Here is a 26,206-nt window from a genome sequence, read left to right on the forward strand (position 1 = left end):
GGAACCTCCGTGCTTGAGATCTCCAACCTGACCCACACCTACGGAAACGGCCCCTCCGCCCACAACGCGCTCGGCGGTGTCGACCTGCACGTCGCCGAGGGGGAGCTGGTGTGCATCGTCGGGCCCTCCGGGTCCGGCAAGTCGACCCTGCTGCGCTCCATCGCCGGGCTGCTGCGCCCGACGGGCGGCCGGATCACGCTCAACGGCACCCCCGTCGCGCAGATCCCGGACGACCTGGCCGTGGTCTTCCAGGACTACAGCCGCTCGTTGTTCCCCTGGATGTCGGTCGCCGACAACGTCTCGCTGCCGCTGCGCCGTAAGGGCCAGGGCAGGAAACAGCGGGCGCTCTCGGCAGCCGAGGCACTCGAACAGGTGGGCCTGGCCTCGGCCGGGAGCAAGTATCCCTGGGAGTTGTCCGGCGGCATGCAGCAGCGTGTCTCCATCGCCCGCGCCCTGGCCTACCGGCCGAAACTGCTGCTGATGGACGAGCCCTTCGGGTCCGTCGACGCCCAGACCCGTGAGGACCTGGAGGACCTGACCCTGCTGGTCCGCGGTCTGCACAACATGACCATCCTGCTCATCACCCACGACATCGACGAGAGCGTCTACGTCGGTGACCGCGTCGTGGTGCTCTCCAAGGCCCCGGCCAGGGTGGTGGGTGACCTCCGGGTCGACCTGCCAGGCCCCCGTGACCAGATCGGCACCAGGGAGCACCCCGACTTCGTACGGCTGCGCGGCGAGGTCGGCCGCCTGGTGCGTGGTGTGCGTCCCGCGCAGACGTCGTCGCTGTGAGAGGCCTGTGAGAGACGCCGCGAGAGCTCTCCCGTGTCCCGGGGCGACCACCCGGGACGCGGGGGACGGGCCGGTGTTGAAGGGTCCTTCAGAAGCGCCGGGCGGGGCGGCGACCGTCCGGCCCGCCTCTGACATGGGGGCACGCGAACGTCGCCGCGCCCCTTGACCACCCCGTTTGAAGATCGGTGTAAAAGGTTTTCGAGACTCCGGTAAATCCGGATCAGATGCCTAGAGCGTTCCATTTTATATCGTACGGATACGAAAGAAAATGCCATACCAGCGTCAAGCCCCACACATTCCGGTGGCCCGAAACGGTCGCGACGCCCGATCTGGCGGCGTCAACTCCCTACATACGGATGGCCGGAAACCGGCAACCCCCCGCAACAGGAGCCTCAATTCCGTCAAGTAGGCACTTCACTAAACCGGTAAATCACCCATTACAGCAACAAAACATGCTATATGGGGACATAAATTATGGACTGTCGCTAAACCCGACGTTAAGGGTTGCTGCTGGATTTGAGAGCATCTACGATCGCTCCTTGATCTCTTCTCCCCGATTCCGGGACGTCCAACTCATGCCGCATTCCCTCACCTCTTCGAGGAGCCACATATGAGGTTCCGTCCACTAACACGAGCATGCCTGGTCATCGTCGCTCTTTCCGTTCTCGCCACCGCCTGCAGCAGCGGGAAAAGCGCAACGAGCGCGGCGAACGGCCTGGAGAAGACCGACATCACCATCGGTATGCTGCCGCTCCCCGAGGTGGCACCGGTTCAGATCGCCATCAGCCGGGGCTTCTTCAAGGAAGAGGGCCTCAACGTCAAGTTCTCCCTCATCGAGGGTGGCGCGGCCGCACTCCCCACGCTGCTCAGCGGTGGGTTCGACGTGCTGCACAGCAACTACGTCTCCGCCTTCACCGCCTCCGCGCAGAACGTCGCGGACCTGAAGGTGATCGCGGAGGCGACCGTCGCGACGCCCGGCTCCTTCGTCCTGTTGACCGCGCCCAACTCGAACGTCACCAAGGTCGAGGACCTCAAGGGCAAGAAGGTCGGCGTCAACACGAAGAAGAACATCGCCACGCTGGCGACCAGCGTGACTCTGAAGGTACACGGCCTGGACGTCGTCCGCGACAAGATTGACTTCATCGAGGTGCCCTTCCCCAACATGTGGCAGGCCCTCAAGAGTGGTCAGGTGGATGCGGCCTTCCTGCCCGAGCCGTTCGTGAGCGCGGCCGCCGCCGACGGCGGTGTGAAGCTCGCCGACACGATGGCCGGCCCCACGGACAGCTTCCCGATCGCGGGCTACTTCGTCACCTCGGAGTTCGCGGGCAAGAGCCCCAAGACCGTCGCCGCCTTCCAGCGCGCCCTGCTGAAGGCGCAGACGGTCGCGGCGAACGACCGCAAGGCCGTCGCCGAGGCGATCCCCCAGTACACCAAGATCAACGCTCAGACCGCGCAGATCATGCAGCTGCCCGGCTTCCCCGTCACGACCAACGCCGTACGGCTGCAGCGGGTCTCCGACCTGATGCTTGAGTACGGCTACCTGCCCAAGCCGTTCGACGTCAACTCTCTCCTGCTCGGAGGACAGAAATGATCGAGGCATACCAGGCGGTCGGCCTGGTTCCCACCATGCGCGGCGTCCGCAACCGGGACGAGATCCAGATCAACCTGGAGCACATCGAACACCTGGTCAAGGCCGCCTCCTGGCTGTCCAGCCTCGACCTGCCCGTCCGCCTGATCGCGATTCCCGAGGGCGCCCTGCAGGGGTTCAACGACGAGGTCCTCGACCTCGACCACGAGGACTTCGCCAGGGAGGTCGCGATCGAGGTGCCCGGTCCTGAGACCGACCGGCTCGGCGCGCTGGCCCGCCAGTGGAACACCTACATCGTCGCCCAGGCCAAGGCCCTGCACCCCGAGTTCCCCGGACGCTTCTTCAACGTCGGCCTGGTGATCGACCCCGAGGGCGCGATCGTCATGACGCACTACAAGACGGTCCCGCTGCTGCCCGTCGAACACTCGGTGACCCCGCACGACGTCTGGGACCGCTGGGTCGAGCTGTACGGCAAGACGCTCGACGCGTTCTACCCCGTCGCCGACACCGCGATCGGCAGGATCGGCGTGCTCATGGCCAACGAGGCCTCCTACCCGGAGAACGCCCGTGGCCTCGCCATGAACGGCGCGGAGATCATCTACCGCGGGCCGTACCCGCACCCGCACGTCGGCAACGGGCTCTACGCGATCCAGAACCAGGCCAGGGCGCTGGACAACAACTGCTACCTGATCGCCTGCAACGTCGGGACCTACTATCTGACCCCCGACTCCGACGTCCCGATCGACACCTTCGGCGGCCACTCGATGGTCGTGGACTACAAGGGGCAGATCGTCGGGCGCCACGACTACGGCGGCGCCTCCTCCTGGGTCTCGGGCACGATCGACATCGAGGCCCTGCGCAGGTTCCGCGCCAACGCGCAGTGGGACAACTGGATCAAGGACCTCAAGACCGAGCAGTACCAGCTCATCTACGAGAAGCCGATCTACCCGAAGAACCTCTACCTCGACCGCAAGCCGTACAACCACACGGAGTTCCGCACCGAGGTGATCGACAGGCAGATCGAGCTGATGCACGAGCGCGGAGTCTGGGTTCGCCCGGAGAAGTAGGAAGAGAAAGACCGGTGTGACCGGGCCGGCTCGCCGGTGAGGCCGGCCCGGTGTGGGATCCGCCGTCGTGGCGGGTCCCACACCGGGAGAGAAAGATCAGACGCGAAGCGTCAGAACGTGCTCGACCAGGGTGATCAGGGTCGACTTGACCGCGTCCCGCGAACGGGCGTCGGTCCGTACGACGGGGATGTGCGGAGAGATCGTCAGAGCCTCCCGCACCTCCTCCTCACCGTGTAAGTGCGTACCGCCGAAGCCGTTGAGGGCGACGACGAACGGCAGCCCCGCCTCCTCGAAGTAGTCGATCGCCGGGAAGCTGTCGGCCAGCCGCCGGGTGTCGACCAGCACGATCGCGCCGATGGCGCCCTTGACGAGGTCGTCCCACATGAACCAGAACCGGTGCTGACCCGGCGTACCGAACAGGTACAGGATCAGGTCCCGGTCCAGCGAAACCCGGCCGAAGTCCATGGCCACCGTGGTGGTCCGCTTGGTCGGGATGTGCGAGAGGTCGTCGACCTCCGCGCTGGCCTCCGTCATAACCGCTTCCGTGGTCAGCGGCATGATCTCGGAGACCGCTCCGACGAAGGTCGTCTTGCCGACACCGAATCCTCCGGCGACAACGATCTTCGTTGACGTCATTCCGGCGTCAGAGCCTGCGAAGCCCACTGAGCACCCTTTCAAGCAAGTTGAGATCCGGCTTTCCGGCATCCAGCGACGGCTGGTGGATCTGCACCAGGCCCTCGGTCGCCATGTCCGCGATCAGCACCCGGGTCACGCCCAGTGGCATGCGCAGCAGGGCGGACAACTCCGCCACCGAGCGCACCTGCTGGGACAACGAGATGATCGCCTGGTACTCCGTGGAGAGCGTGGCGGTGTCCACGCTCATGAAGGTCGCTGAGGAGACCAGGGCCTCCAGAGCGAGCTGCATGCGGGGCGCCGTCCTGCCTCCGGTCACAGCGTACGGACGAATCAGACGATTACGTCCGCTCTTGGCCTGAGGCGTGCTTGGGGGTTCCTCACCCGGGCGCCAACCTGGTGCGTCCATATCACCTCCCTATCGCTGAGCCGACTGCAACTCGGCCCGAAGAGCAGGTGTCAACGCCTGCCCCGCGCGCTCAGCCAGCATGGTCATCTGGTAGGCCACCAGGCCCATGTCACAGTCCGGCGAGGCCAGTACGGCCAGCGCGGAGCCGTCGCTGATCGACATCGTCAGCAGGAGACCCCGCTGCATCTCGATCACGGTCTGCGCGACGGGACCGCCCTCGAAGACCCGGGAGGCTCCCTGGGTCAGGCTGATCAGACCGGCCGTGATCGCGGCGAGCTGGTCGGCGCGGTCCTTCGGGAAGCCCTGCGAGTAGGCCAGCGGAAGACCGTCCGCGGAGACGATCACCGCGTGGGCCACACCGGGCATCTCCTTGACGAACTCGGTGATCAGCCAATTGAAGCCTCGGGCGGCCTGACTGAGTTGGTGGTTCACTGGTTCTCTCCCTCAGCGGCGTTCAACCGCTCGATCATCTCGGCGCGGCCCTGCCGTATGCCTTGCTGGAAACTGGACAGACGACTACGCACCCGCTCCGCCGATATCGGGGGCAGCGGGGCCACCGGAGTGCTCGGGGCCGGGGCGGCCGTTCCGGGCACGAGGTTGGCCTTCGGCACCCGCTTCGGCAGGCCCGAACCGGTTACACCGCCCTCGACGGGCTTCTTCGCGACCTCGGCCGCGGCCCATCCCTGGTCGGACGGGGAACTCCACGGCTGCCTCTCCGGCTGCTCCTCCGAAGGAGGCGGTCCCTGGCGCCCCGGCCGCCTGATGGGCAGCACGGGCGACTCCTCCTGGAGCGACCGCTCCGGTGAGGGCGTCTCCTGCCTTTCCTCCTCCGCGGGCTCGGCTTCGGCCTCGGGGTCGGCCACGAGCTCGGCGGAGGTGTTGCGGAACCAGTCCGATCCTACCGCCGCGAAGATCGGCAGGAACTCCTCGGGCTCGGGCTCCGTCGGCGACACCTCGACCGCGGGCAGGGCCTGGGTGTGGTCCGGAACCTCGCGCCTGGGCGGCGTCCACGGGTCGACCGGCGGCATCTCCGGCCATGCGGGCGGCTGCCCGCCCCTCGGTGGTTCGCCTCCCGGGAACGGCGACTGCGTCGTGGAGAACGACGAGTCGGCGGGGAAGGAGGGGTGGGCGGCCGGGAACGAGGGCTCGGCCGGGAAGGACGGCGGCGCCGCGGGGAAGGACGGCTCGGCCAGGAAGGACGACTCCGACTGACGCGGCGGCTGCGCCGTGGGGAAGGACGGGTCCCCCGCCGGGAACGACGGATGCGCCGGCGGGAAGGACGGCGGGGACGGGGTGAGCGGCGAGGCCCACAGGTCCTCGACCGCCGCCGCGGAGACGACCGGCGCCGACCACAGGTCCGCGACCGAGGGGGCCGGGTTCTGCGGGATCGAGGGCTCCGGAGCGGGCGGGACCGGCAGGGACGGCTGGGCGGGCGGGGCCTGCCTGACGGCGCCCATCGAGGGAACGCTCCCGAACGGGTCGGAGCTGGGCGCCCCGCTGAACGGGTCGTTGCCGGACAGGGCCGAGGGGCCGTTCTGACCGGCCATGGCCAGCTGCGGCATGAGCGGCGACTGGGCGACGACCTGCGGGGGAAGCAGCACGACGGCGCTCAGGCCGCCGGTCTCGGGGCGGCGCAGCTGGACCCGGATACCGTGACGCATGGCCAGCCGGCCGACCACGAACAGGCCCATTCTGCGGGAGACCGACAGGTCGACCGCGGGGGGCTCGGCCAGACGACGGTTGGCCTCGGCCAGCTCCTCGTCGCTCATGCCGATTCCCGAGTCGGTGACCGCCAGGATAATGGCCCCCGTCTCGTTGGCGTTGCCGCTCACCATGATCTTGGTGTCCTGCGGCGAGAAGAAGATGGCGTTCTCGACGAGCTCCGCGATCAGGTGGACGATGTCGTTGACGGCGGAGCCAACGATCATGGTACCCGCCTCGACCCGCAGGCCGACGCGTTCGTAGTTCTCGACCTCCGACAGGGAGGCTCGCACGACGTCGCTCAGCGGAACCGGCTCACTCCACCTGCGGCTCTGCTCCTGACCCGCGAGGACCAGGAGGTTCTCGGAGTTACGGCGCATGCGGGTGGCCAGGTGGTCCAGCTTGAAGAGGCTGGCCAGCTGGGCGTCGTCCTGCTCGCCCTGCTCCAGGTCGTCGATGAGGTCGATCTGCCGTTCCACGAGCGACTGGGTGCGCCGGGAGAGGTTGATGAACATCGCGTTGACGTTGTTACGCAGCCTGGCCTCGTCGCCCGCCAGGCGGATGGCCTCGCGGTGGATCTCGTCGAAGGCCCGGGCGACTTCCCCGATCTCGTCGCGGGAGTCCACGTCGATGGGGGAGACTTCCACGCTCGGATCGGCCTCACCGGTCTCCCGCAGCACGCGGACGGTCTCCGGCAGCCGGTTGCCAGCCACCTCCAGGGCCTCGCTGCGCAGCTGGCGCAGCGGCCTGACCAGCGTTCCCGCCACCCAGGCGGTGACGAGCAGGATCATGATCAGCAGGACCAGGATCGTCGCACCGGTGACGATGGCGTTCTGCTCCTCGGCGGCCTGCAGTTCCTGGCTTCGGGAGGTGACCGAGGCGGCCAGGCTTCGCTCGACGGCGTTCAGTCCGTCGACGAGGGCCGAGGAGGCCTCGTACCAGGCGTTCATGCCCATCTCCCTGGGCAGGCCCAGGTTCTCGCGCATCCGGGAGATGACCAGGGCGCGCATGGCGTCGGCCTTGGAGATCTTCGGGTCGGTGAGCACGTCGTTCAGACGCTTGATGTCCGTCGTCGACGCGGTGGACCGGAAGGTGGCCATCGCGTTGAGCTGGCCCTTGTAGGCGCCCAGGAAGTCGGCGGGGTCGTCGAAGTCGAACCGGCCCTCGATGCGGGCGACGAGCAGAATGCCGCGCTGCCTCGCGACCTGCTCTCTTGCCTGGGTGAGGGCGCCGAGCGCGAGGACGTCACCGACCAGACGTTGGTCACGGGCGCTGCGGCCCAGATCGTCGTGTAGCGTCATGAAGTCGGCGATCATGCGCGTGTACATGCCGAGGGCGGCACGAGGAAGCACGTCGCCGCTGGTGAGAGCCTTTCTCAGGCTGAACAGACCGTTGAGCCAGTTGCGGACCTGGGCGACCTCGGCGACGATGCGCGGTTCCTGGTCGTCGCCCAGGGCGTCGATCGCGGTGAGCACCTTCGTACGGGTCAGGTCGACCCGGCCCTGCATGTCCTTGACCCTGGCCAGGCGCGCCTGCCTGCGCCGGTCGGCGATGTACCAGGCGGTGAGGTCACGCTCGTCGGCCATCTCGTAGGACAGGTCGGTGAGCTGCTCGATGAGCGAGGCGACCTCGGCGTTCTTGCGGTATTCGGTGGCGCCGGTCAGCGAGTTGGTGAGCTGGAGTCCACTCAGCACCACCGCCGCGGCCGTGGGGAGCAGGATCAGCGCGACCAGACGGGGACGCACGCGCCAGTTCGAGGGCAGGAAGCGACTGCCCACCGCTGACTCACGGTGGTTGCGGCGGTCTTGTGTCATCACTGGCCTACGTAACCCCTCGCCGGTTTTGGATACGGCGGTAGCAATTTGAGCACATCCTTTATGTCACTTCGAATGGAGTATGTGCCGCTAAATCCCCACAAAAGGGATATTTGGCGACAAACCTCACGAGGGCCGGAAGGATTCTCTCGCCTCCGGAACCTGGTGCTTGATCATCAAATGGCGCGTAACCGAGTACGCCTGGACCGCCTCCTGACTCATGTCCTTGCCGAAGCCACTGCCCTTGACCCCGCCGTGCGGGGCCTCCGACGCGATGGGCAGATGGTCGTTCACCCAGGTCACACCCACGTCGAGTCGATGGGAGACGCGTAGTGCCCGCGCCACGTCCGTGGACCAGACCGAAGAGGCTAAACCGTACCTGGTGTCGTTGGCCAGCCGTACCGCCTCGTCCTCGTCGTCAAACGGTAGAGCCAGAAGGACCGGTCCGAAAAGCTCTTCTTGGGCGATCTCACTGTCCTGTGTCACTCCCGTGACCAGCGTGGGCGGGTAGTAGAAGCCCGGCCCCTCCTCCGGGACGCCGCCCAGCGCCACCGAGGCGCCCGCGGCGACCGCCCGCTCGACGAAGCCGTGCACGCGTTCGCGGTGCTCACCGGAGATCAGCGGGCCGATGTCGGTCGCCGGGTCCCACGGGTCTCCCGTCCTGATCCCCTCAAGCGTCGCGCGCAGCGCCTCGACGGCCTGGCCGTACACCTCGCGGGCGATGTAGACGCGGGTCGCGGCGGTGCAGTCCTGGCCGGTGTTGTAGGTCGCGCCCATCGCGACCCCCCTGGCCATGTCGGCCAGGTCGGCGTCACCGAAGACCAGCGCGGGCGCCTTGCCGCCGAGTTCCAGGTGGACCTGCTTGGGGAGGACCGCCGCACCGCGCATCACGGCGCGGCCCGTCTCGGTCGAGCCGGTGACGCTCACCAGGTCCACGCCGGGGTCGGCGACCAGCGCCTGGCCCACCTCCGCGCCACCGAGGACGACCTGGAGCAGCCCGTCGGGCGCTCCCGTCCCGGCGAACAGCTCGGCCAGCCGCAGCGTGGTGCCCGGCGTGCGCGGCGCGGGCTTGACGACCACCGCGTTGCCCGCGGCGAGCGCGGGGCCGAGCTTCCACACCGCCATCACCAGCGGGAAGTTCCACGGCGCGATCGCCCCGACGACGCCGACGGGACGGCGCACCAGCACCGAGGTGTAGCCGGGACTGAGCACCCCGGCCCCGGTTCCCTCAAGCGAGCGCGCGGCTCCGGCGAAGAAGCGCAGGTTGTCCACGGCGAAGGGCAGTTCACCCTCGCGGAAGACCGAGGCGGGCTTGCCCGTCTCGCCGACCTCAAGCCGGGTGAGTTCCTGGGCGTCGGCCTCGACCAGGTCGGCGAAACGCAGCAGCACCCTGGCCCGCTCGGCCGCGGTCGCCCCGCTCCACTCCTGGTAGGCCTCACGGGCCCGCCGTACGGCCGTCGCGACCCCGGCCACCGGGGTGTCACGCGCCTCGGACAGGAACTCCCCGGTCGCCGGGTTGATCAACGTGCTCATGGAACTTCTCTCGTCATGTCATGGTGCCGGGGGCGTCAGGCTCCGGCCCGCTCGATCAGGTCGGCGGCCCGGCGCAGGCCGTCGCGGCGGCGGATCTCCTCACCCGCCGCGGCGAGCCGCTCACGCAGCGCGGTGTCACCGAGCAGCCTGTCCAGCGCGCCGGTCAGTTCCTCGTCGGTGAAGGTGTAGGGGGCCAGGCGCACGCCGTAGCCCAGTTCGTCGACGCGCTGGGCGTTGTCGTACTGGTCCCAGAACAGGGGAAGCACGATCATCGGCTTGCCGAAGTGCAGCGCCTCGGTCGTGGTGTTGTTGCCGCCGTGGGTGATGACCAGGTCGACCAGCGGGAGGATCCTGGTCTGCGGCAGGAACTCCGCGCCCCACATGTTCTCCGCGAGCTTGATCTCCTCGTGCAGCGGGCCCTTGGAGACGACGAAGCGGTGCGGCGTCGTGCCCAGCACGTCGATCACCCGCTGCATCAGCGCGACGTCCGCCGAGCCGAGCGAGCCGAGCGAGAAGTAGACGAGGGCGCCCTCCCCCGAGGCCAGCGGCTCGGGCAGCGCGAAGTCCTCGTCGGTCTCGCGCACCGAGGAGTCCAGCCGGTGCCAGGTGTCGCCGAGCGGCCTGTCGCCGGTGTAGTCGAGGACCTCGGGGAAGACGTAGAGGTTCAGGTCACCCTCGTGGACGAAGTCCAGGTCGGGCAGCGGCGGCGCCCCCTGGGCGACGACCCACTCGTTGAAGGAGGTCCACACCTCACGGTGGGTCCTGTCGTACTCGGCGCGGAAGGCCTCCCACTCGGAGCGGTCGTCGGCGGGCAGCCCGGAGAAGACCGGCGCCACGCCCTCGCCGCGCACCTCAAGCGGGTTGCAGGAGACGATCCTGACGAACGGTTTGCCCGCGGTGAGCAGCGCGGGAAAAGTGATCACGTTGTCCTCTACGATCACGTCCGGCCTGACGCGCTCGATAATCTCCTTCAACCGCGGTTCGCAGTACTTCACACCGTCGATGAGCGCGTCCCAGATCGGCTTGGTCACCGTCTCAAGCTGCTCGGCGGTCGACTTGCGATATTCCGGCGCGGTGTCCCGGATGAAGTCCTTCCAGAACTGTCCCGGGTCCTGCTCCTCTTCGGCCGGGGGCGCCAGGTCTACCAGGTCCTCCTCGAATCCGAGGGCGGTCAATTTCCCTTTCCATGAAGCCTCAGCTGCGAAAACGACTCGGTGGCCGCGCTTGCGAAGAATGTCACCGATGCCGATGCAGTTGTTCGTGGGTCCGTAGGCGCTTTCCGGCATGAACAGGATCGTGAGTGACATCACGCCTCCAAGTGACTGGGAGTTATGCGGCTTGAAGAATGATTCAATACTTGCTCTAGCTAAAACGCTAGGAAACGGTCACTATGGACCCCGGTACTGAACCGGGTCCCGAACGAGTGGGGGAATATGACGCGCAAGAGACGGGCGGATCGGCGCCTCGATCTCATCGCCGCCGCACACCGGGCGATCATCCGGCACGGCACCGAGGGGGTGCACCTCAACCACGTCGCCGAGGAGGCCGGTCTGACCTCCGGCGCCGTGCTGTACCACTACCCCCAGCTCGGCGAACTGCTGGTCGACGCGCACCACGCCGGCATGGAGCGCTTCTACGAGCAGCGGATCAAGCGGATCAGCGGCATGCGCGACCCCGTCGAGAAGCTTGTCGTGACCATCCGCTCCGGCCTGCCACACGGTCCCGACGATCCGGAGGTCCGGCTGCTCAACGAGCTCGGCGGAGCCGCGCCCCGCAACAGGATGTACGCCCTGCTGCTCACCACGCTCTACGACCGCCAGGTCTCGATGTACCAGAGCATCCTGGAGACCGGAGCCGCGCTGGGGACCTTCACCCTGTCCGACGACTCCCTGGTCATCGCGCGCAACCTCGTCGCGCTCGAAGACGCGTACGGTTACCGCATAACGGCCCGCCACCCGGTGATCGGCCCGGATGAGGCGGCGGAGCTGATCCTCGCCTACGCCAGGACCGCCACGAACAACCCGCTCAAGACGTCTCATTGAGGGATCAGCACCCCGTCCTCCGCCGCCCAGGTGAGGGTCACCGAAGACCCCACCTGGACCCGCGTCGCCCCCTGCGTCGCCACAAGGACCACGCCGTCGCGACCGGGCACGAGAACCGAGACGTGTGACACGCCGCCGTAGAAGCTGACGTCGGCCACCCTCCCCCGCAACGCTCCGGCAGCCTCAGTGGCCTCAGAAGGCGTATTGTCCACATCCGGGCCCTTGTCAGCGGATGCCGTCCCTTGGCCCTCAGTGACGACCTCAGCGTCCTGCAGGGCCTCCTGCGCCGCCTGCCCGGTGTCACCGGAGGCGTTCTCCCGCTCGGCGGTCCCGGAGGCGTCGTCACCGCCGTTCTCAGAGAGCCGCTCAGCGCCGTTTTCCGCCTCCTCGCCCACGCCGTCGCCGCTCTCAGAGGCGCTCACGGAGGCGCTCTCGGCGGTGCTCTGGACGACGCTTTCGACGGTGCTCTCGACGGCGTCACCCGGATCCGGCGCCACGGGTTCCGCGACCTCCGTGAGCCTGATCCGCTCCGGCCGTACGGCCAGCAGCGCCGCCGCCCCCTCGGGCAGCCCGTCCGGCCCGGCCAGCACACCGACTCCCTCGCAGGTCAGCCCGCCCGCGCAGGCCGTACCCGTGAAGAGGTTGTTGGCCCCGACGAACCCGGCGACGAACGGCGTCGCGGGCCGTTCGTACAGCGTGACCGGGGCGTCCACCTGCTCGACCCGGCCCGCGGACAGGACGGCGATCCGGTCGGCGAGCGACATCGCCTCCTCCTGGTCGTGGGTGACCACGACGAAGGTGATCCCGACCTCGTGCTGGAGCCGCTTGAGTTCGAGCTGCATCTCGGCGCGGACCTTCTTGTCCAGCGCGGAGAGCGGTTCGTCCAGCAGCAGCAGCCTGGGCCGTTTCACGATCGCCCTGGCCAGCGCGACCCGTTGCCGCTGGCCTCCGGAGAGCCTGTCCGGCCTGCGGCCCGCCGTCTCGGCCAGGCCGACCTTCTCCAGGACCTCGGCCACCCGTTCCCGGATCTCGGCCTTGGGCAGCCGCTCCCGCTCAAGGCCGTAGGCGACGTTCTTGGCCACGGTCATGTGCGGGAACAGCGCGTACGACTGGAACATGAGGTTGACCGGGCGGCGGTGCGCGGCCTGGGTGAGCAGGTCGGCGCCGTCGAGGGTGACGGTGCCCGCGTCCGGCGTCTCGAAGCCCGCCAGGATCCGCAGCAGGGTGGTCTTGCCGCAGCCGCTCGGGCCGAGCAACGCGAAGAACTCCCCCTGGCGGATCTCCAGGGAGACCCCCGACAGCGCCGTGACGTCGCCGAAACGGCGGCTGACATCTGTGATCTGCAGCATCAGGACAGTGACTCCGTCAGTCGGGTCATCCGCTGGGCCGCGATCACCACCGTGAAGCTCACGGCCAGCAGCAGCGTCGCCAGCGCGTTGATCTCCGGGGTGACCCCGAAGCGGACCATTGAGTAGATGACGATGGGCAGGGTCGGCGTGGTCGGCGCCGCGGTGAAGAAGGCGATCACGAACTCGTCGACGGAGAGTGTGAACGCCAGCAGCGCACCCGCCACGATGCCCGGCGCGAGCTGCGGCAACGTGACACGCACGAACGTGGTGAACGGCGAGGCGCCCAGGTCCTGCGACGCCTCCTCAAGGGAGTCGTCCACGTGGGTGAGCCGGGTGCGCACGACCGCCGTCACGAACGCCATGCCGAAGACCGTGTGCGCGAGCAGCACCGAGTGCAGGCCGAGCGTCATCCTGACCGCCGCGTAGAAGACCAGCAGCCCGATGGCCAGCACCAGGTCGGGCAGTACGGCCGGCAGCACGCCAAGTGTGTCGAGCACCCGTGACCTGGTGTACCTGGCCAGGCCGACGGCGAGCAGGGTGCCGAGCACGGTCGCGAGCACCGTCGATCCCGCGGCCACGATCAGCGTGTTGACCAGGCCCTCGCGTACCAGGGCGTTCCCGGCGAGCTTGCCGTACCACTTCAGGCTGAGGCCGGTGAAGGAGTAGGGCGACCTCCCCGCGTTGAACGACATGACGACGAGCACGACGATCGGCGTGTAGAGGAACACATAGGTCGCCCAGAAGGGGACGTGGAGGAGACGCGGTCTACGCACGGCGGGCACTCCATGCCTGCAGGAGGAGCAGGACGACCAGCACCGCGAGCAGCGCCAGCGTGAGGGCGGACCCGAACGGCCAGTCCCGCGCGGTGAGGAACTGGTCCCTGATCAGGTTGCCGACCATGATCGAACGTCCGCCGCCGAGCAGTTCGGGGATGACGAAGTTCCCGAAGCTCGGGACGAACACGAACAGGCAGCCGGTCAGGACGCCGGGCAGCGTCAGCGGCAACGTCACCGAGAGGAACGTGCGGGCGGGCCTGGCCCCGAGGTTGGCCGAGGCCTCGGCCAGGCGGGGGTCGAGCCGCTCGATCGCCGCGTACAGCGGCAGCACCATCAGCGGCAGGTAGGAGTAGACCAGCCCGACGACGACGGTGCCCTGGTTGTACAGGAACTCGAAGGGGCCGAGACCGAGCCTGCCCAGGGCGGAGTTGACCAGCCCGGGGCCGCTCAGCAGCACGATCCAGGCGTAGACCCTGATCAGCAGGTTCGTCCAGAAGGGCAGCACGATCGCCACCAGCGCGACCGTCTTCCATTTCCTGGGAAGCCTGGCGATCAGATACGCCGTCGGGTAGCCGAGCAGCAACGCGACCAGCGTGGCGATCAGGGCCGTCCGCAGCGAGCCGAGCAGGATGTCGAGGTAGATCGGATCGGCCAGGCGCACGAGGTTGTCCGCACTGGCCTCGTAGATGACCCCGCCGAAGCGCCCCCTGCGGAACAGGGAGAAGCTCAGGACCGTCACCAGCGGGATCAGCAGCAGGACGATCAGGTAGGCCAGCCCAGGCCCGAGGAAGGCGAGCCGCTCCGCCAGACGTGACCGGCGCGACCGGGAGTTGACGGTCGCGCCGGAGACGGCGGGGGCTGTCACTGCGCTGCCTTGACCTCGGTGGCGAGTCGGGTGTACTTCGCGGAGTCATCGCCCAGGTCGACGATGGACTCGCCGGCGAGCAGCTGGGACGGGGTCATCTGCAGCGGCGCGTTCTTCTGCTTGAGCTCGGCGGGCAGCGCGTCCATGGCGGCCTTGTTCGGAACCTTGTAGAGGATGTTCCGCGCGGCCCAGCCGTGGATCTTCGGGTCCAGGATGAAGTTGATGAAGGCGTGCGCCGCCTCCTTGTTCTTGGAGCCGCGCAGCACGACCATGGTGTCGACCCACAGGTCGCTGCCCTCTCTGGGCACCACGAACTTGATGTTCTTCTCCGAGGTGGGGCACCAGCCGTCCCACGCCTCGACCATGACGGCCTCGCCGCTCTTGAGGCGGTCGCCGAAGGTGACGTCGTCGTAGCCGAGCAGGTTCGGCTTGGCGGCGACCAGCTTCTCCTTGACCTTGGCCAGGTCCTGGTCGTTGCGGGTGTTGACGGACATCCCGAGCGCCTTGACGGCGGGCAGTGCCAGCCAGCGCTCGGTGGTCATCATGGTGACCTTCTTCCTGGCGTCCTCCGGCGGGCTGAGGATGTCGTTCCAGCTCGTCGGCGGCGTCTTCAGCAGGTCACTGCGGTAGCAGATGCCGGTCGTCCCCCAGGTGTAGGGGACGGAGAAGGCGTTGCCCGGGTCGAAGGCGAGCTCCTTGGCCTCGGGGTAGAGGTTGGCCAGGTTGGGGATGAGCTCGGGGTGGATCGGTTCGAGCAGGCCCGCCGCGTTGAGCGCCTGGGCGTACTGGCCGGAGACGAAGGCCACGTCGATACCGGTGTCGGCGCCCCCGGTCAGCTTGCCCATGATGATCTCGTTGGTGTCGTGCGTGGCCACCTTGAGCTTGAACCTGAGCTTCTCCTCGACCCGCGCGGCCAGGTCCTCGGGGGTATAACCCGGCCACACCGAGATGGTCACGCTCTGCTTGGACAGGTTCGCGTTGGGGTTGAGCTGCTCCGCCGACGCCGAGGGGGTCGCCTCGGGAAGGGCCGCCGTGGTTCCTCCGCCGCAGGCCGATACGGCTAATGCGAGACCGGCCACCAGGGTGACAGCCGGAAGACGACGGGGGTACCGGGCACGGGACACGGCCGCTACTCCTTCAGTTTTCGGGATAAGTGGTGGACACCGACCGTTACGGACACGGCAGACCAAACCAGGAGTGTTGCAGCCAACCATAACTTGGGCAAGACTTTGCGCGTCATCACCCCTGGAAAGTTTGGTCCGCCTGTTGCACTCCACTTCAATCTGGACTCGGCTGAACACCGTGCCACAGGCGGGAGACGGCCGCAGTCACGCGCTGGTCGAGGCCCTGAACAGCGAGATTCCCCCTCCCTTCACGGTCAGGAGATTCGGCCCTCTCCCCTTCGCCCCGGTCTCCGACTTTTCAACAGGAGTTCAACTAACGGCCTCCCGTGTTATGGGTTCCGGCGCCGAGCGAGGGGTCGGCGTGGACCAGACCAACCACTCGGTGGTCGTCGGGGAGAGCGTGGTCGTCAAGTGGTTCACCCCGCCCGCCCCGCTCCCCCAGCCCGCCCCTGACGTGCTCGCCCATCTCGCGGAGACCGGTTTCACCGCGACCGCGACGCCGTACGCGGCGCTCTGCCGGGAGGGGAGGCTGCTCGCCCTGGTCACCGCCTACCTCCCCGGCGCGGTGGACGGCTGGCAGTGGTGCGTCGAGGAGGCCGCCGCGGGCCGTACGGCCTTCGCCGCCGACCTGGGCGCGCTGGCCGCCGACCTGCACGCGGCGCTCGCCACCCCCTCCGCGACCTTCCCCGACCCGGTACGGCGGGCGCACGACCTGGGGCGGGACCTGGCCGCCCGCGCCGAGAAGGCCCTGCGGGAGGCGCTCGCCCTGACCGGGGACACAGGGGACACAGCCGGAGACACGGACGGGCGCTGGCTGCGCGAGCGCGCCGACGCGCTGCGCGCCGGGCTGGCGCCGCTGGCCTCGACCGGCCCGACGCCGCTCGTGCGCGTCCACGGCGACCTGCACGTGGGACAGATCCTGCGCTGGCGGGAGGGGTACGCGGTGATCGACTTCGACGGCAACCCCACCGTCACCGAGGCGGACCTCCACCAGCCCGTGGCCCGTGACCTGGCCCAGCTCACCACCAGCCTGGAGCACGCCGGGCAGGTCGCCGTCAGACGCCGCGGCGCCGACCCGTCGGCGACCGGCCGGTGGGCGGCCGAGGCCGTCGCCGTCCTCGGGGAGGCCTACCTGACCCGGCTGGCGGAGCACGGCCACGCCGGCCTGCTGGACCGTTCCCTGCTCCACCCGTTCGAGATCGAGCAGGAGTGCCGGGAGCTGATCTACGCCGCCCGGCACCTGCCCCGCTGGCGGTACGCCCCGATGGGCGTCCTGCGCTCCCGTTACCCGTGACAGCGCCCACCCGTGACAAACGCGTATGCGTCACCCGTGACGGCGCGCGAGCCGACGCCCTACGAGCCGACCAGGAGAGACCGTGAATCCCGAGCTGTACCTCGCCGACCTGGAGGCCAAGCCCGCCGCGCTGGCCGACCTCGCCGGGCTCCTCGCCGAGACCGACCCCTTCGCCGGACTCCCCGGCCGGATCGGGCGGGTGCTCCTGCTGGGCATGGGCAGCTCACGGTACGCCGCGGGGGTCGCCGCGCTGCGGCTGCGGGCGGCGGGGGTCGAGGCGGTCGCCGAGTACGCCTCCGGTGACCTGCTGCCCCCGGCCCTCCCGGACACCCTGGTCGTCGCGATCTCCGCGACCGGCGGCAGCCGGGAGACCCTCGACGCGCTGGCCCGTTACCGGGGACGGTCCTTCGTGCTGGCGATGACCAACACCCCGGGCTCCCCGGTCACCGAGGGGGCCGACCTGGTGGTGCCGATGGCGGCGGGCGAGGAACGCGGTGGCGTCGCCTGCCGGACCTTCCAGCACACCCTGGCCCTGCTGCTGGCCCTGCGCGACCGTCTCACCGGCACCGGCACCGGTGTGCCCGCGCTGCTGCGCCGTACCGCCGAGGCCACCGGCGACCTGCTCGAACGCCGTGACCTGTGGCTTGAGACGGCGGCCGAGCTGCTCGACGGGCCGGACGGCGTCCACACGATCGCCCCCGTCGAGCGCCTGTCCTCGGCCGAGCAGTCGGCGCTGATGTTCCGGGAGGGACCGCGCCGGGCGGCCGACGCCTGCGAGAGCGGCGACTGGTCCCACGTGGACGTCTACCTCACCAAGACCCTCGACTACCGCGCGCTGCTGTTCCCCGGCTCGCGCTACGACGACCAGGCGATGGAGTGGATCACCCGGCGCGGCTCGGCCGTCCTGGCGGTCGGCGGTGAGGTGCCCGGCGCCAGGGCGAGTGTGCGCTACCGGCACGACGACGACCGGGACGTCGCCCTGCTCACCGAGACCCTCGTGGCGGAGCTGGTCGCCGCGCGCTGGTGGCTCGCGGGAGCCCTCGCGGAAGCCTGAGCCGGGTCAGAGGCGGTGCAGCCCGCTGAGGACCCGTTCGAGGGTGGCCAGGTCGGGACCGCCCGCCTCGCCCCTGGGACGGTGCACGCGCACCAGTCCCTCCGCCTCCATGTCGGAGATCAGGACCCGGGCCACGCCGAGCGGAACGCCCAGCAGGGCCGAGATCTCGGCGACCGAGCGGACCTGGTGGCACAGCTCGCTGATCGCGCGGTACTCCCGGACGTAGGACAGGCCGAGCCTGGCCGAGGTGGCCGAGGAGACCAGGGCCTCCATGGCGAGCCCGGCCGAGGGCGTCGTCCTTCCCCCGGTCACGGCGTACATCCTGACCAGGGAACTCTCCTCCTCGGCCGGTTCGGCGGGCCGTTCGCCGTACCAGGGGTCGTGTCCCGCCATGGCTCAGCTCTCCCGTTTCGGGAGTTCGTTGCGGGCCCTGCGCACCCCGTCCTGGAAGCTCGACATCCGGGTGCGCGCCAGGTCGGCCGACCTGGCGTGCCTGGTCGGGGGCGGACCACCCGGGGGGCCGGCGACGGAGCCCGGCACCAGGTTCGCCCGCGGGGTACGGCGCGGCAGGCCGGAGGAGGTCGTCCCCCCGAGGGCCGGGTCGCCTGCGACCTTGGCCGCCTGCCAGCCGTCGTCCCCCGGGGAGGACCACGATCCCGGCTCTCCCGCCACGATCGGGACCTCTCCCGTCGATCCCGGGCCTCCCGTCGAGGCCGAGCCGGAGAACGGGGGCGCGGCTCCGGCGCGGAACCAGCCCGACTCGACCGAGGCGAAGATCGGCAGGAACTCCTCCTCCTGCGCCGGGATCCCGGTGCCGGGCAGCGGCGCGACGGCCTCCTCGGACACGACCGCGGGCGCCGCGAGGACCGCCGCCCCGTTGTGCGTGGTGACCGAGGTCAGGAGTGTCTCGGGCAGCAGGACCATGGCGGTCAGGCCCATCGCCTCCTGCGGGCGGAGCTGGACGCGGATGCCGTGCTTGAACGCGAGACGGCCGACTACGAACAGGCCCATGCGGCGCGCGGTCGAGGCGTCGGCGCCCTGCGGGCCCGCCAGGCGCCGGTTCACCTCGGCGAGTTCCTCCGGCGTCATGCCGATGCCCTGGTCGGCCACCGAGATCATCACGCCCCCGCCGTCGATGACGCCGCTGGAGACCACGACCGGGTTCTCCTTCGGGGAGAAGGACAGCGCGTTCTCCAGCAGTTCGGCGAGCAGGTGGACCACGTCGCTGACCGCGGGGCCGATGACCGCGGCCTCCGCCTGGACGCGGATCGCCACCCGGTCGTAGTTCTCCACCTCCGACAGCGAGGCGCGGACCACGTCCATCAGCTCGACGGGGGTCCGCCAGCGCCGTGCGACCTCCTGGCCGGCCAGGACGAGGAGGTTCTCGCTGTTGCGGCGCATCCGGGTCGCGAGGTGGTCGAGTTTGAACAGGTCGGCCAGGCGCCGGTCGTCGCGTTCGCCGCGTTCGAGCCGTTCGACCAGGGTGAGCTGGCGTTCGACCAGGGTCTGGCTGCGGCGGGAGAGGTTGACGAACATCGCGTTGACGGTGGTGCGCAGCCTGGCCTCCTCCCCCGCCAGCCGTACCGCCTCCCGGTGGACCTCGTCGAAGGCGCGGGCGACCTCGCCGATCTCGTCGCGGGACAGCACGCCGACCGGGACGACCTCGGTGGCGACCTCGCCGTCACGTGACTCGCGCACCTGCTGGACGTAGGCGGGCAGCCGGTCCTCGGCGATCCGCAGCGCCTCCCTCCGCAGCCGCCGCAGCGGCTTGACCAGCGAGCGCGCGACCCCGGTGGTGATCAGGAGCACGACCAGCAGCAGACCGGCGACGCCTGCGGCCGTCAGCAGGGCGCGGCTCTGCTCGGCGGCGCCGAGTTCCTGGCTGCGGGCGACGATGGCCTGGGTGTGCCGCCGTTCGATCTCACGCATCCGGTCGATGGTGACGGTCGCCGCGTCGTACCACTCCTTGGCGTCGTCCTTCCTCGCCAGGTCGAGGCCTTTGAGGGAGGCGCCGGAGGAGGCGCGCAGCAGCACCAGTTCGCGGAGGAACTCGGCCCGGTCGGCGGTACGGCCGTCGGCGGTCTCGCCGAACAGGCGGCGTTCCTCGCTTCCGGCCTCGACGGCGAAGGCCCGGCGCGCGTTGCGTTCCTCGGAGAGCGCGCCGAGGAACCTCTCCATCTGGTCCTGTTCGAACCGGCCCGCGACCAGGACGACGGACAGCAGCGCCCGTTGCAGCGACAGGGCCTCCTTCGCCCTGGCCAGCGCCCCGAGGGTCAGCGCCTGGCCGAACAGCGCGTCGTCGTCGCTGCCCTTGCCGAGTTCGTCGTGGAGGGACAGCAGGTCGCCGATGACCAGGGTGTAGGCGTCCACGGCCGCGTCCGGCAGCAGCGAGGGGCCCATCGCCCGGTCCCGCAGCGGGCCGAGGTCGTCCAGCCGGGTGATCACGGTCTCGACCTCGTCCCTGGTCCGGCCGCCGACCGCGGTCCTGAGCAGGGCCGCGCCGTCCCGCACGCCCGTCGCCTCGGCGTCGACCGCCTCCGTCTGCCGCCGTACGGCCTGTGTCTGACGCTGCGGACGGCCCTGGGCGACGTACCAGGAGGTCAGGTCCCGTTCCTGGGCCAGCGCGTGGGTGAGCGCCCCGATGTGGTCGGAGAGTCTGGCCAGGTCGTTGACCCGCTGGTAGTCGGTGGAGGCGCGCAGGGAGGCGGCGACCTGGATCCCGCCGAGCAGCACCGCCGCCGCCGTGGGAACCAGGATGAGCGCGACGAGCCTGGAGCGCACCCGCCAGTTCCGCAGGCGGAGGCCGCTGCCCGCCCCCTCGATCTTGTGTGTACTCACCGAACGCTGCCTCTCGGTGGACGAATACCGGCCGAATTTCCCACGGCCCCGGCAATTCGAGCACATCTCAACCTATTGGGCCAATCGAACACACCTTCATGAATGACTACTTATGGGACCACACCCCGGAAGTATCAATCCTCATTTCCAGACTGGAATCCTCGTTACGGACATCCTTATATATCCATTACGTTTTTATGCGTCACTTGACCGTTTACACCGTTCCAGTCAACAATTAAGGACAGCCGTTTAAACCACAAAACATCTCCAGAAGGCCACATCATTGTAATTGGCGATATTTCCCTCATATCTTGACTGACTACGTCCTTGGCCCACCGAATCCGGATGTCAGGTTGGAGGAGTCAGTGGTCCCGTCCGGCGGTGCCGCGATCGAGGTGCGCGGGCTGTGGAAGATCTTCGGCCCCGGCGCCGACCGCCTTCCCCGCGACCTCCTCACCCGCCTGTCCCCTACCGAGCTCAGGGAGCGCACCGGCTGCGTCGCCGCGGTCAGGGACGTCGCCCTCTCGGTACGGCCCGGCGAGGCGTTCGTCGTGATGGGCCTGTCGGGCAGCGGGAAGTCCACCCTGATCCGGTGCCTGACCCGGCTGGTCGAGCCGAGCGCCGGAGAGATCACGATCGCCGGGCAGGATGTGCGCACCGCCTCCCCCGCGCAGCTCAGGCAGCTGCGGCGGCACCGGGTGAGCATGGTCTTCCAGCACTTCGGCCTGCTGCCGCACCGGGGGGTCCTCGACAACATCGCCTACGGCCTGGAGATCCAGGGCGTCCCCAGGGCCAGGCGCCGGCGCAGAGCGGGGGAGCTGCTGTCCCTGGTCGGCCTCGACGGCTTCGCCGACGCCCGGCCCGACACGCTCTCCGGCGGCATGCGGCAGCGGGTCGGCCTGGCCAGGGCGCTGGCCTGCGAGCCCGAGGTGCTGCTGTTCGACGAGCCCTTCAGCGCGCTCGACCCGCTGATCCGCAGGGACATGCAGGCCGAGGTCACCCGCCTGCACCGCGAGGCCGGCACGACCATGGTGTTCGTCACCCACGACCTGTCCGAGGCGCTCAGGCTGGGCGAACGCATCGCGATCATGCGGGACGGCGGGATCGTCCAGCTCGGCACCCCCGAGGAACTGGTCGGCACCCCGGCCGACGGCCACGTGGCCGCCTTCGTCAGGGACGTGCCCAGGGGCGAGGTGCTCTCGCTGCGCTGGATCTGCCGCCGCCCGCGTGACGGCGAGCGCCTCGACGGCCCGCCCCTGCCCTCGGGGACCGTCATCCGCGACGCGGTGCCGACCGCGATGGGGACGGCGCTGCCGATCGTCGTCGTCGAGGACGGCCGGGCCGTCGGCGTCGTCGACCGGCTCGACCTGCTGTCCGCGATGAGCGGCCTGCCCGGCGCGGGAACGGCGACGGGAACGGGCCGCGTGTGACCTCCTCCCCTTTACGCTCCCCCTTGAGCTCCCCCGTGCGAGCCGCCCCGGCCCCGCCCGCCGTACCGGCGCTCACCGCCACGGCCGCGGCCACAGTGGCTGCCACAGTGCCGATCGCAGTGGCGGTCGCGGCGATCGTCGTGGCCTGCCACCTGCTCTTCGGGGGAAGCGCGACGCTGCCGCACGACGAGGACGCGGCGGCCTTCCGCCTCATCGGCGACCTGCGCGACTGGGTCGACGCCAACAGGAACGCCAGCCCGATCTTCCTGTTCCTGGTCAACTACGTGCGCCTGCTGGCCGGCGGCCTGAACGACGCCTTCGCCCTGCTCCTGCGGGAGCTCGGCTGGGCCGGGACCATGGGACTGGCGGGCGGGATCGGCTGGCTGGCCGGTGGGCCGAGGACCGCGGTGACCGTGCTGGCCGGGTTCTGCGCGTTCGGGGTGCTCGGTGTGTGGCCGGAGAGCGCCGAAACCCTCGCGCTCGTGCTCGCCTCGGTCCTGCTCTCCCTGCTGCTCGGCCTGCCGCTCGGCGTGTGGGCAGGCCGCTCGGTACGGCTGCGCCGCCTGCTCGACCCGGTCCTCGACGTGATGCAGATCATGCCGACCTTCGCCTACCTGGCGCCGATGGTGCTGTTCTTCCAGATAGGACCGGCCGCGGCCGTCGCCGCCACGACGGTCTACGCGATCCCCCCGGCGATCAGGATCACGGCGCTGGCCGTCGAGCGGGTCTCCCCCTCGGCGGTCGAGGCCTCGGCCTCGCTCGGCGCGACCCGCTGGCAGACGCTGCGCACGGTCCACCTGCCCCTGGCCCGCGCGACGATCGCGCTGGCCGTCGGCCAGACCGTCATGATGGCGCTGTCCATGGTGGTGATCGCCGCGCTGATCGCGGCCCCCGGCCTCGGCTCGGGCATCGTCACCGGCCTGTCCCGGGCCGACGTCGGCCTCATGCTCCCCTCCGGTCTGGCCGTCGTGGTGCTGGCCGTCGTCCTCGACCGGACGGTCGCCGCCTGCGCCGTACCGGGAGGACGGCCGCGCCGGGCCGTACTCGCCGCGGCGGTCCTGGCGCTCTGCGGCGCCGCCGCCTCCCTGCTGCTGGGCACCGGGTTCCCTCCCGGCTGGACGCTCCACCTGGCCGGACCGGTCAACGACGCCGTGACCTGGGCGAAGTTCTCCTGGTACGGCGTCACGGACGCGATCAGGAACCTCGTGACCGAGGCCCTGCTCAACCCGTTGCAGGAGGTGCTGACCTCCTCCCCCTGGTGGCTGGTCGCCGGGGTCGTGCTGGTGGTCGCCTGGCGCCGGGCCGGTCCCCGCGACGCCGTCGTCGCCGTCTGCTGCCTGCTGGCCACGGCCCCGCTCGGGCTGTGGCGGCACACCATGGAGACGCTGACCACCGTACTGACCGGGACGGCGCTGACCCTGGCCGCCGGGCTCGCGCTCGGCGTCGCCGCGGCCCGCTCCCCCCGCTTCTCCGCCGTGCTGCGCCCGCTGCTCGACGCCGCGCAGACCATGCCGTCGTTCGTCTACCTGCTGCCCGCGCTGGCCCTGTTCGGCGCGAGCAGGTTCACCGCGGTCCTGGCCTGCGTGGTCTACGCCCTGCCCCCGGTCGCGCGGCTGGTCCAGGACGGGATCGGCGCCGTCTCCCCGGCGGCCGTCGAGGCCGCCCGATCCTGTGGCTCGACCGAGTGGCAGGTGCTGTGGAAGGTCCGCCTGCCCCTGGCCCGCGGGGCGATCCTGCTGGCCGCCAACCAGGGCGTCGTCATGACGCTCGCCATGGTCGTGGTCGGCGGGCTGGTCGGCGGGGGCGGGCTCGGCTACGACGTCGTCTCCGGCTTCGCCCGGCGTGCCGACTTCGGCATGGGGCTCGCCGCCGGAGTGGCGACGGTTCTGGTCGGGGTCACGCTCGACCGGATCACCAGGGGCGCCGCGGAGCGCCCCGCCAGGAAGGTCCCCCGATGGTCTCCCGGAAAGAAGAGGATCTCATGAGGATCGGACGCAGCATCCGTCTGCTCGCCGGCGCCCTCACCGTCGCGCTTGCCGCGGGATGCGCGGGCGCCAGGGTCGAGACGGGTCAGGCCGCGGCGCCGTCGCCGGCGGACTCCGTCGTGCGGATCGCCGTCAACCCGTGGGCCGGTTACGAGGCCAGTACGGCGGTGCTCTCCCACCTGCTGGAGAAGAAGCTCGGCTACACCGTCAAACGCGAGAACCTCGCCGAGCAGGTCTCCTGGGAGGGCTTCGAGAAGGGCGACGTCGACGTCATCGTGGAGAACTGGGGCCACGAGGACCTGAAGAAGACCTTCATCCAGGACAGGAAGGTCGCCGTCGAGGCCGGTTCGACCGGCAACAAGGGCGTCATCGGGTGGTACATCCCCGGCTGGATGGCCAAGGAGTATCCCGGCATCACCGACTACCGCAACCTCAACAGGTACGCGAACCTGTTCAGGACCTCCGAGTCCGGCGGGAAGGGCCAGCTGCTCTTCGGCGACCCGTCCTACGTCAGCAACGAGGACGCCCTGATCAAGAACCTCGGGCTGAACCTGAAGGTCGTCGTGGCGGGCAGCGAGGCCGCGCTGATCGAGTCCGCGACCCAGGCGCAGCGCCAGCGCAGGCCGCTGCTGTTCTACTTCTGGAAGCCGCACTGGCTGTTCGACAGGATCGACCTGGTCAGGATCACCCTGCCCCCGCACACCGAAGGCTGCGACGCCGACCCCAAGAAGGTCGCCTGCGACTACGCGGAGCTGGACCTCGACAAGGTCGTGAGCAGGAGGTTCGCCGAGACCGGCGGCCGGGCCTACCAGCTGGTCAGGAACTTCTCCTGGACGAACGAGGCGCAGAACGCGGTCGCGAACGACATCGTCAACAACGGCCTGAGCGCCGAGGCCGCCGCGGAGAAGTGGATCAAGGCCAACGAGTCCGTCTGGTCCTCCTGGATGCCCCAGTGAGGGCACTGTCGCATCCGCTGACCCGCCTCGTGGCGGCGGCCGTACTGCTGGTGTGGCTGCCCGGGTGCTCCGCCCCGCAGCAGAGGCGGCCGGTGACCGGCGGCCTCGTGCGGATCGCCGTCAATCCGTGGGTCGGCTACGAGGCCAGCGCCGCCGTCCTCGGTGTGCTGCTGGAACGGGAGCTCGGTTACACGGTGCGGAAGGTGCCGCTCAACGAGACCGAGTCATGGGAGGGAATGGAAAAGGGGACGGTCGACGTCATCGTCGAGAACTGGGGTCGGGAGGCGGAGAAGAAAACCTATATCGAGGACAGGAAAGTCGCGGTCTCCGCCGGGCGCAACGGCAACAGGGGTGTCATCGGGTGGTACGTGCCCCAGTGGATGGCCGAGCGATATCCCGGCATCACCGACTGGCGCAACCTCAACAAATACGCCGGGCTGTTCAGAACCAAGAAGTCCGGTGACGCCGGGCAGGTTCTCGACGGCGACCCCTCCTATGTCACCAATGACGAGGCGCTGGTGCGCAATCTCCGTCTCGACTACAAGGTGGTCTACGCGGGAAGCGAGAAGGCTCTGATCAACGCCGCGGAGGTCGCCACGGAACGGCGGACCCCGCTGCTGATGTACTTCTACGAGCCGCAGTGGCTGTTCACCCGGCTCAAGCTGGTCAAGGTCAACCTTCCTCCCTACGCGATCGGCTGCGACGCCGACCCCAAGAAGGTGGCCTGCGACTACCCTCCCTACCTGCTGGACAAGGTCGTGAGCAGGAGGTTCGCCGAGACCGGTGGCAGGGCCTACGAGCTGGTGCGCAACTTCACCTGGAGCAACGACGACCAGAACGCGGTGGCCGACGACATCGTCAACGCGAACATGACCCCGGAGAAGGCCGCGGAGAAGTGGGTCAGGGAGAACGCGATCGTCTGGAAGGACTGGATCCCCGCCTGACCGGCCGTACGG

General features: G+C 69.4%; 22 protein-coding genes. 10 read left to right on the forward strand and 12 right to left on the reverse strand.

The window, feature by feature from the left end:
• Window positions 1-9: 9 nt before the first annotated feature.
• The 3 genes from ACIBVQ_RS05830 to ACIBVQ_RS05840 all read left to right on the forward strand — a co-directional run bounded on the left by ACIBVQ_RS05830 (window position 10) and on the right by ACIBVQ_RS05840 (window position 3,447).
• A complete protein-coding gene (locus ACIBVQ_RS05830) occupies window positions 10-792 on the forward strand; it encodes an ABC transporter ATP-binding protein (protein WP_352009539.1) in 783 nt (260 codons plus the stop codon).
• Window positions 793-1,402: 610 nt separating this feature from the next.
• Entirely contained in the window at window positions 1,403-2,383 is a 981-nt protein-coding gene (locus tag ACIBVQ_RS05835; RefSeq protein WP_352009540.1) for an ABC transporter substrate-binding protein, read from the forward strand.
• On the forward strand, window positions 2,380-3,447 hold the full coding sequence (locus ACIBVQ_RS05840) for a nitrilase-related carbon-nitrogen hydrolase (RefSeq protein ID WP_352009541.1): 1,068 nt from the start codon (window positions 2,380-2,382) through the stop codon (window positions 3,445-3,447). Before ACIBVQ_RS05835 ends, ACIBVQ_RS05840 begins: the two co-directional genes overlap by 4 nt.
• A gap of 96 nt (window positions 3,448-3,543) precedes the next feature.
• Here the strand turns inward: ACIBVQ_RS05840 and ACIBVQ_RS05845 are convergent, their stop codons facing one another.
• From ACIBVQ_RS05845 to ACIBVQ_RS05870, 6 genes are all read right to left on the reverse strand, one after another.
• Entirely contained in the window at window positions 3,544-4,083 is a 540-nt protein-coding gene (locus ACIBVQ_RS05845) for an ATP/GTP-binding protein (protein WP_184713291.1), read from the reverse strand.
• A gap of 7 nt (window positions 4,084-4,090) precedes the next feature.
• Window positions 4,091-4,489, reverse strand: a complete 399-nt coding sequence (locus tag ACIBVQ_RS05850; protein ID WP_352009542.1) for a DUF742 domain-containing protein — start codon at window positions 4,487-4,489, stop codon at window positions 4,091-4,093.
• 9 nt (window positions 4,490-4,498) lie between these two features.
• A complete protein-coding gene (locus ACIBVQ_RS05855; protein ID WP_184713289.1) occupies window positions 4,499-4,921 on the reverse strand; it encodes a roadblock/LC7 domain-containing protein in 423 nt (140 codons plus the stop codon).
• Window positions 4,918-8,004, reverse strand: coding sequence for a nitrate- and nitrite sensing domain-containing protein (locus ACIBVQ_RS05860; RefSeq protein ID WP_399175913.1), 3,087 nt, complete (start codon window positions 8,002-8,004; stop codon window positions 4,918-4,920). The genes ACIBVQ_RS05855 and ACIBVQ_RS05860 overlap by 4 nt, the downstream gene beginning before the upstream one ends.
• Before the next feature lie 126 nt (window positions 8,005-8,130).
• Window positions 8,131-9,537, reverse strand: coding sequence for an aldehyde dehydrogenase family protein (locus tag ACIBVQ_RS05865; RefSeq protein WP_399175915.1), 1,407 nt, complete (start codon window positions 9,535-9,537; stop codon window positions 8,131-8,133).
• Between the two features lie 35 nt (window positions 9,538-9,572).
• Entirely contained in the window at window positions 9,573-10,712 is a 1,140-nt protein-coding gene (locus ACIBVQ_RS05870) for a nucleotide disphospho-sugar-binding domain-containing protein (protein ID WP_362776955.1), read from the reverse strand.
• A 258-nt stretch (window positions 10,713-10,970) separates the two neighbouring features.
• Between ACIBVQ_RS05870 and ACIBVQ_RS05875 the strand changes: the two genes are divergently transcribed.
• Window positions 10,971-11,579 carry a TetR family transcriptional regulator gene (locus tag ACIBVQ_RS05875; RefSeq protein ID WP_352009546.1) on the forward strand — a complete coding sequence of 203 codons (609 nt, stop codon included), beginning with the start codon at window positions 10,971-10,973 and terminating at the stop codon, window positions 11,577-11,579.
• Here the strand turns inward: ACIBVQ_RS05875 and ACIBVQ_RS05880 are convergent.
• Genes ACIBVQ_RS05880 through ACIBVQ_RS05895 form a run of 4 tightly spaced genes read right to left on the reverse strand, consistent with a single transcriptional unit; the run spans window position 11,573 to window position 15,693 of the window.
• Window positions 11,573-12,928, reverse strand: a complete 1,356-nt coding sequence (locus tag ACIBVQ_RS05880) for an ATP-binding cassette domain-containing protein (protein ID WP_399175918.1) — start codon at window positions 12,926-12,928, stop codon at window positions 11,573-11,575. The genes ACIBVQ_RS05875 and ACIBVQ_RS05880 overlap by 7 nt on opposite strands.
• Window positions 12,928-13,701 carry an ABC transporter permease gene (locus ACIBVQ_RS05885; protein WP_386192881.1) on the reverse strand — a complete coding sequence of 258 codons (774 nt, stop codon included), beginning with the start codon at window positions 13,699-13,701 and terminating at the stop codon, window positions 12,928-12,930. Before ACIBVQ_RS05885 ends, ACIBVQ_RS05880 begins: the two co-directional genes overlap by 1 nt.
• Window positions 13,694-14,569 (reverse strand): ABC transporter permease, encoded by an 876-nt coding sequence (locus tag ACIBVQ_RS05890; RefSeq protein WP_352009549.1) that lies wholly within the window; start codon window positions 14,567-14,569, stop codon window positions 13,694-13,696. Before ACIBVQ_RS05890 ends, ACIBVQ_RS05885 begins: the two co-directional genes overlap by 8 nt.
• Entirely contained in the window at window positions 14,566-15,693 is a 1,128-nt protein-coding gene (locus ACIBVQ_RS05895) for a spermidine/putrescine ABC transporter substrate-binding protein (RefSeq protein WP_352009550.1), read from the reverse strand. Before ACIBVQ_RS05895 ends, ACIBVQ_RS05890 begins: the two co-directional genes overlap by 4 nt.
• 361 nt (window positions 15,694-16,054) lie before the next feature.
• Between ACIBVQ_RS05895 and ACIBVQ_RS05900 the strand changes: the two genes are divergently transcribed.
• Both ACIBVQ_RS05900 and ACIBVQ_RS05905 read left to right on the forward strand, forming a co-directional pair.
• Window positions 16,055-16,987 carry a hypothetical protein gene (locus tag ACIBVQ_RS05900; RefSeq protein ID WP_399175921.1) on the forward strand — a complete coding sequence of 311 codons (933 nt, stop codon included), beginning with the start codon at window positions 16,055-16,057 and terminating at the stop codon, window positions 16,985-16,987.
• Between the two features lie 82 nt (window positions 16,988-17,069).
• On the forward strand, window positions 17,070-18,041 hold the full coding sequence (locus ACIBVQ_RS05905) for an SIS domain-containing protein (protein WP_386192888.1): 972 nt from the start codon (window positions 17,070-17,072) through the stop codon (window positions 18,039-18,041).
• A 6-nt stretch (window positions 18,042-18,047) separates the two neighbouring features.
• Here ACIBVQ_RS05905 and ACIBVQ_RS05910 read toward each other — a convergent pair whose 3' ends face one another.
• Window positions 18,048-18,434, reverse strand: coding sequence for a DUF742 domain-containing protein (locus tag ACIBVQ_RS05910; RefSeq protein ID WP_352009553.1), 387 nt, complete (start codon window positions 18,432-18,434; stop codon window positions 18,048-18,050).
• A 3-nt stretch (window positions 18,435-18,437) separates the two neighbouring features.
• Window positions 18,438-20,879: a nitrate- and nitrite sensing domain-containing protein gene (locus ACIBVQ_RS05915; protein ID WP_399175924.1), complete on the reverse strand. Its 2,442-nt coding sequence runs from the start codon at window positions 20,877-20,879 to the stop codon at window positions 18,438-18,440.
• Between the two features lie 353 nt (window positions 20,880-21,232).
• On the opposite strand from ACIBVQ_RS05915, the gene ACIBVQ_RS05920 reads away from it, so the two are divergent.
• From ACIBVQ_RS05920 to ACIBVQ_RS05935, 4 genes are all read left to right on the forward strand, one after another.
• Entirely contained in the window at window positions 21,233-22,309 is a 1,077-nt protein-coding gene (locus ACIBVQ_RS05920) for a glycine betaine/L-proline ABC transporter ATP-binding protein (RefSeq protein ID WP_399175926.1), read from the forward strand.
• A 107-nt stretch (window positions 22,310-22,416) separates the two neighbouring features.
• The gene (locus ACIBVQ_RS05925; RefSeq protein WP_399175928.1) at window positions 22,417-24,294 is read left to right on the forward strand and encodes an ABC transporter permease subunit; all 1,878 of its coding nucleotides are present in this window, start codon (window positions 22,417-22,419) and stop codon (window positions 24,292-24,294) included.
• On the forward strand, window positions 24,291-25,250 hold the full coding sequence (locus tag ACIBVQ_RS05930) for an ABC transporter substrate-binding protein (protein ID WP_399175930.1): 960 nt from the start codon (window positions 24,291-24,293) through the stop codon (window positions 25,248-25,250). The genes ACIBVQ_RS05925 and ACIBVQ_RS05930 overlap by 4 nt, the downstream gene beginning before the upstream one ends.
• Window positions 25,247-26,194 (forward strand): ABC transporter substrate-binding protein, encoded by a 948-nt coding sequence (locus ACIBVQ_RS05935; RefSeq protein ID WP_352009558.1) that lies wholly within the window; start codon window positions 25,247-25,249, stop codon window positions 26,192-26,194. Before ACIBVQ_RS05930 ends, ACIBVQ_RS05935 begins: the two co-directional genes overlap by 4 nt.
• Window positions 26,195-26,206: the final 12 nt, after the last annotated feature.

The sequence above is a fragment of the Streptosporangium sp. NPDC049376 genome, from assembly GCF_044466505.1.
Lineage (GTDB): Bacteria > Actinomycetota > Actinomycetes > Streptosporangiales > Streptosporangiaceae > Streptosporangium.

Bases quoted from the DNA above. Each gene is read 5' to 3' on its own strand.
- ACIBVQ_RS05845 (WP_184713291.1), bottom strand. From the start codon at position 4,083: ATGACGTCAACGAAGATCGTTGTCGCCGGAGGATTCGGTGTCGGCAAG.
- ACIBVQ_RS05850 (WP_352009542.1), bottom strand. From the start codon at position 4,489: ATGGACGCACCAGGTTGGCGCCCGGGTGAGGAACCCCCAAGCACGCCT.
- ACIBVQ_RS05865 (WP_399175915.1), bottom strand. From the start codon at position 9,537: ATGAGCACGTTGATCAACCCGGCGACCGGGGAGTTCCTGTCCGAGGCG.
- ACIBVQ_RS05930 (WP_399175930.1), top strand. From the start codon at position 24,291: ATGAGGATCGGACGCAGCATCCGTCTGCTCGCCGGCGCCCTCACCGTC.
- ACIBVQ_RS05910 (WP_352009553.1), bottom strand. From the start codon at position 18,434: ATGGCGGGACACGACCCCTGGTACGGCGAACGGCCCGCCGAACCGGCC.
- ACIBVQ_RS05875 (WP_352009546.1), top strand. From the start codon at position 10,971: ATGACGCGCAAGAGACGGGCGGATCGGCGCCTCGATCTCATCGCCGCC.
- ACIBVQ_RS05840 (WP_352009541.1), top strand. From the start codon at position 2,380: ATGATCGAGGCATACCAGGCGGTCGGCCTGGTTCCCACCATGCGCGGC.
- ACIBVQ_RS05835 (WP_352009540.1), top strand. From the start codon at position 1,403: ATGAGGTTCCGTCCACTAACACGAGCATGCCTGGTCATCGTCGCTCTT.
- ACIBVQ_RS05880 (WP_399175918.1), bottom strand. From the start codon at position 12,928: ATGCTGCAGATCACAGATGTCAGCCGCCGTTTCGGCGACGTCACGGCG.
- ACIBVQ_RS05860 (WP_399175913.1), bottom strand. From the start codon at position 8,004: ATGACACAAGACCGCCGCAACCACCGTGAGTCAGCGGTGGGCAGTCGC.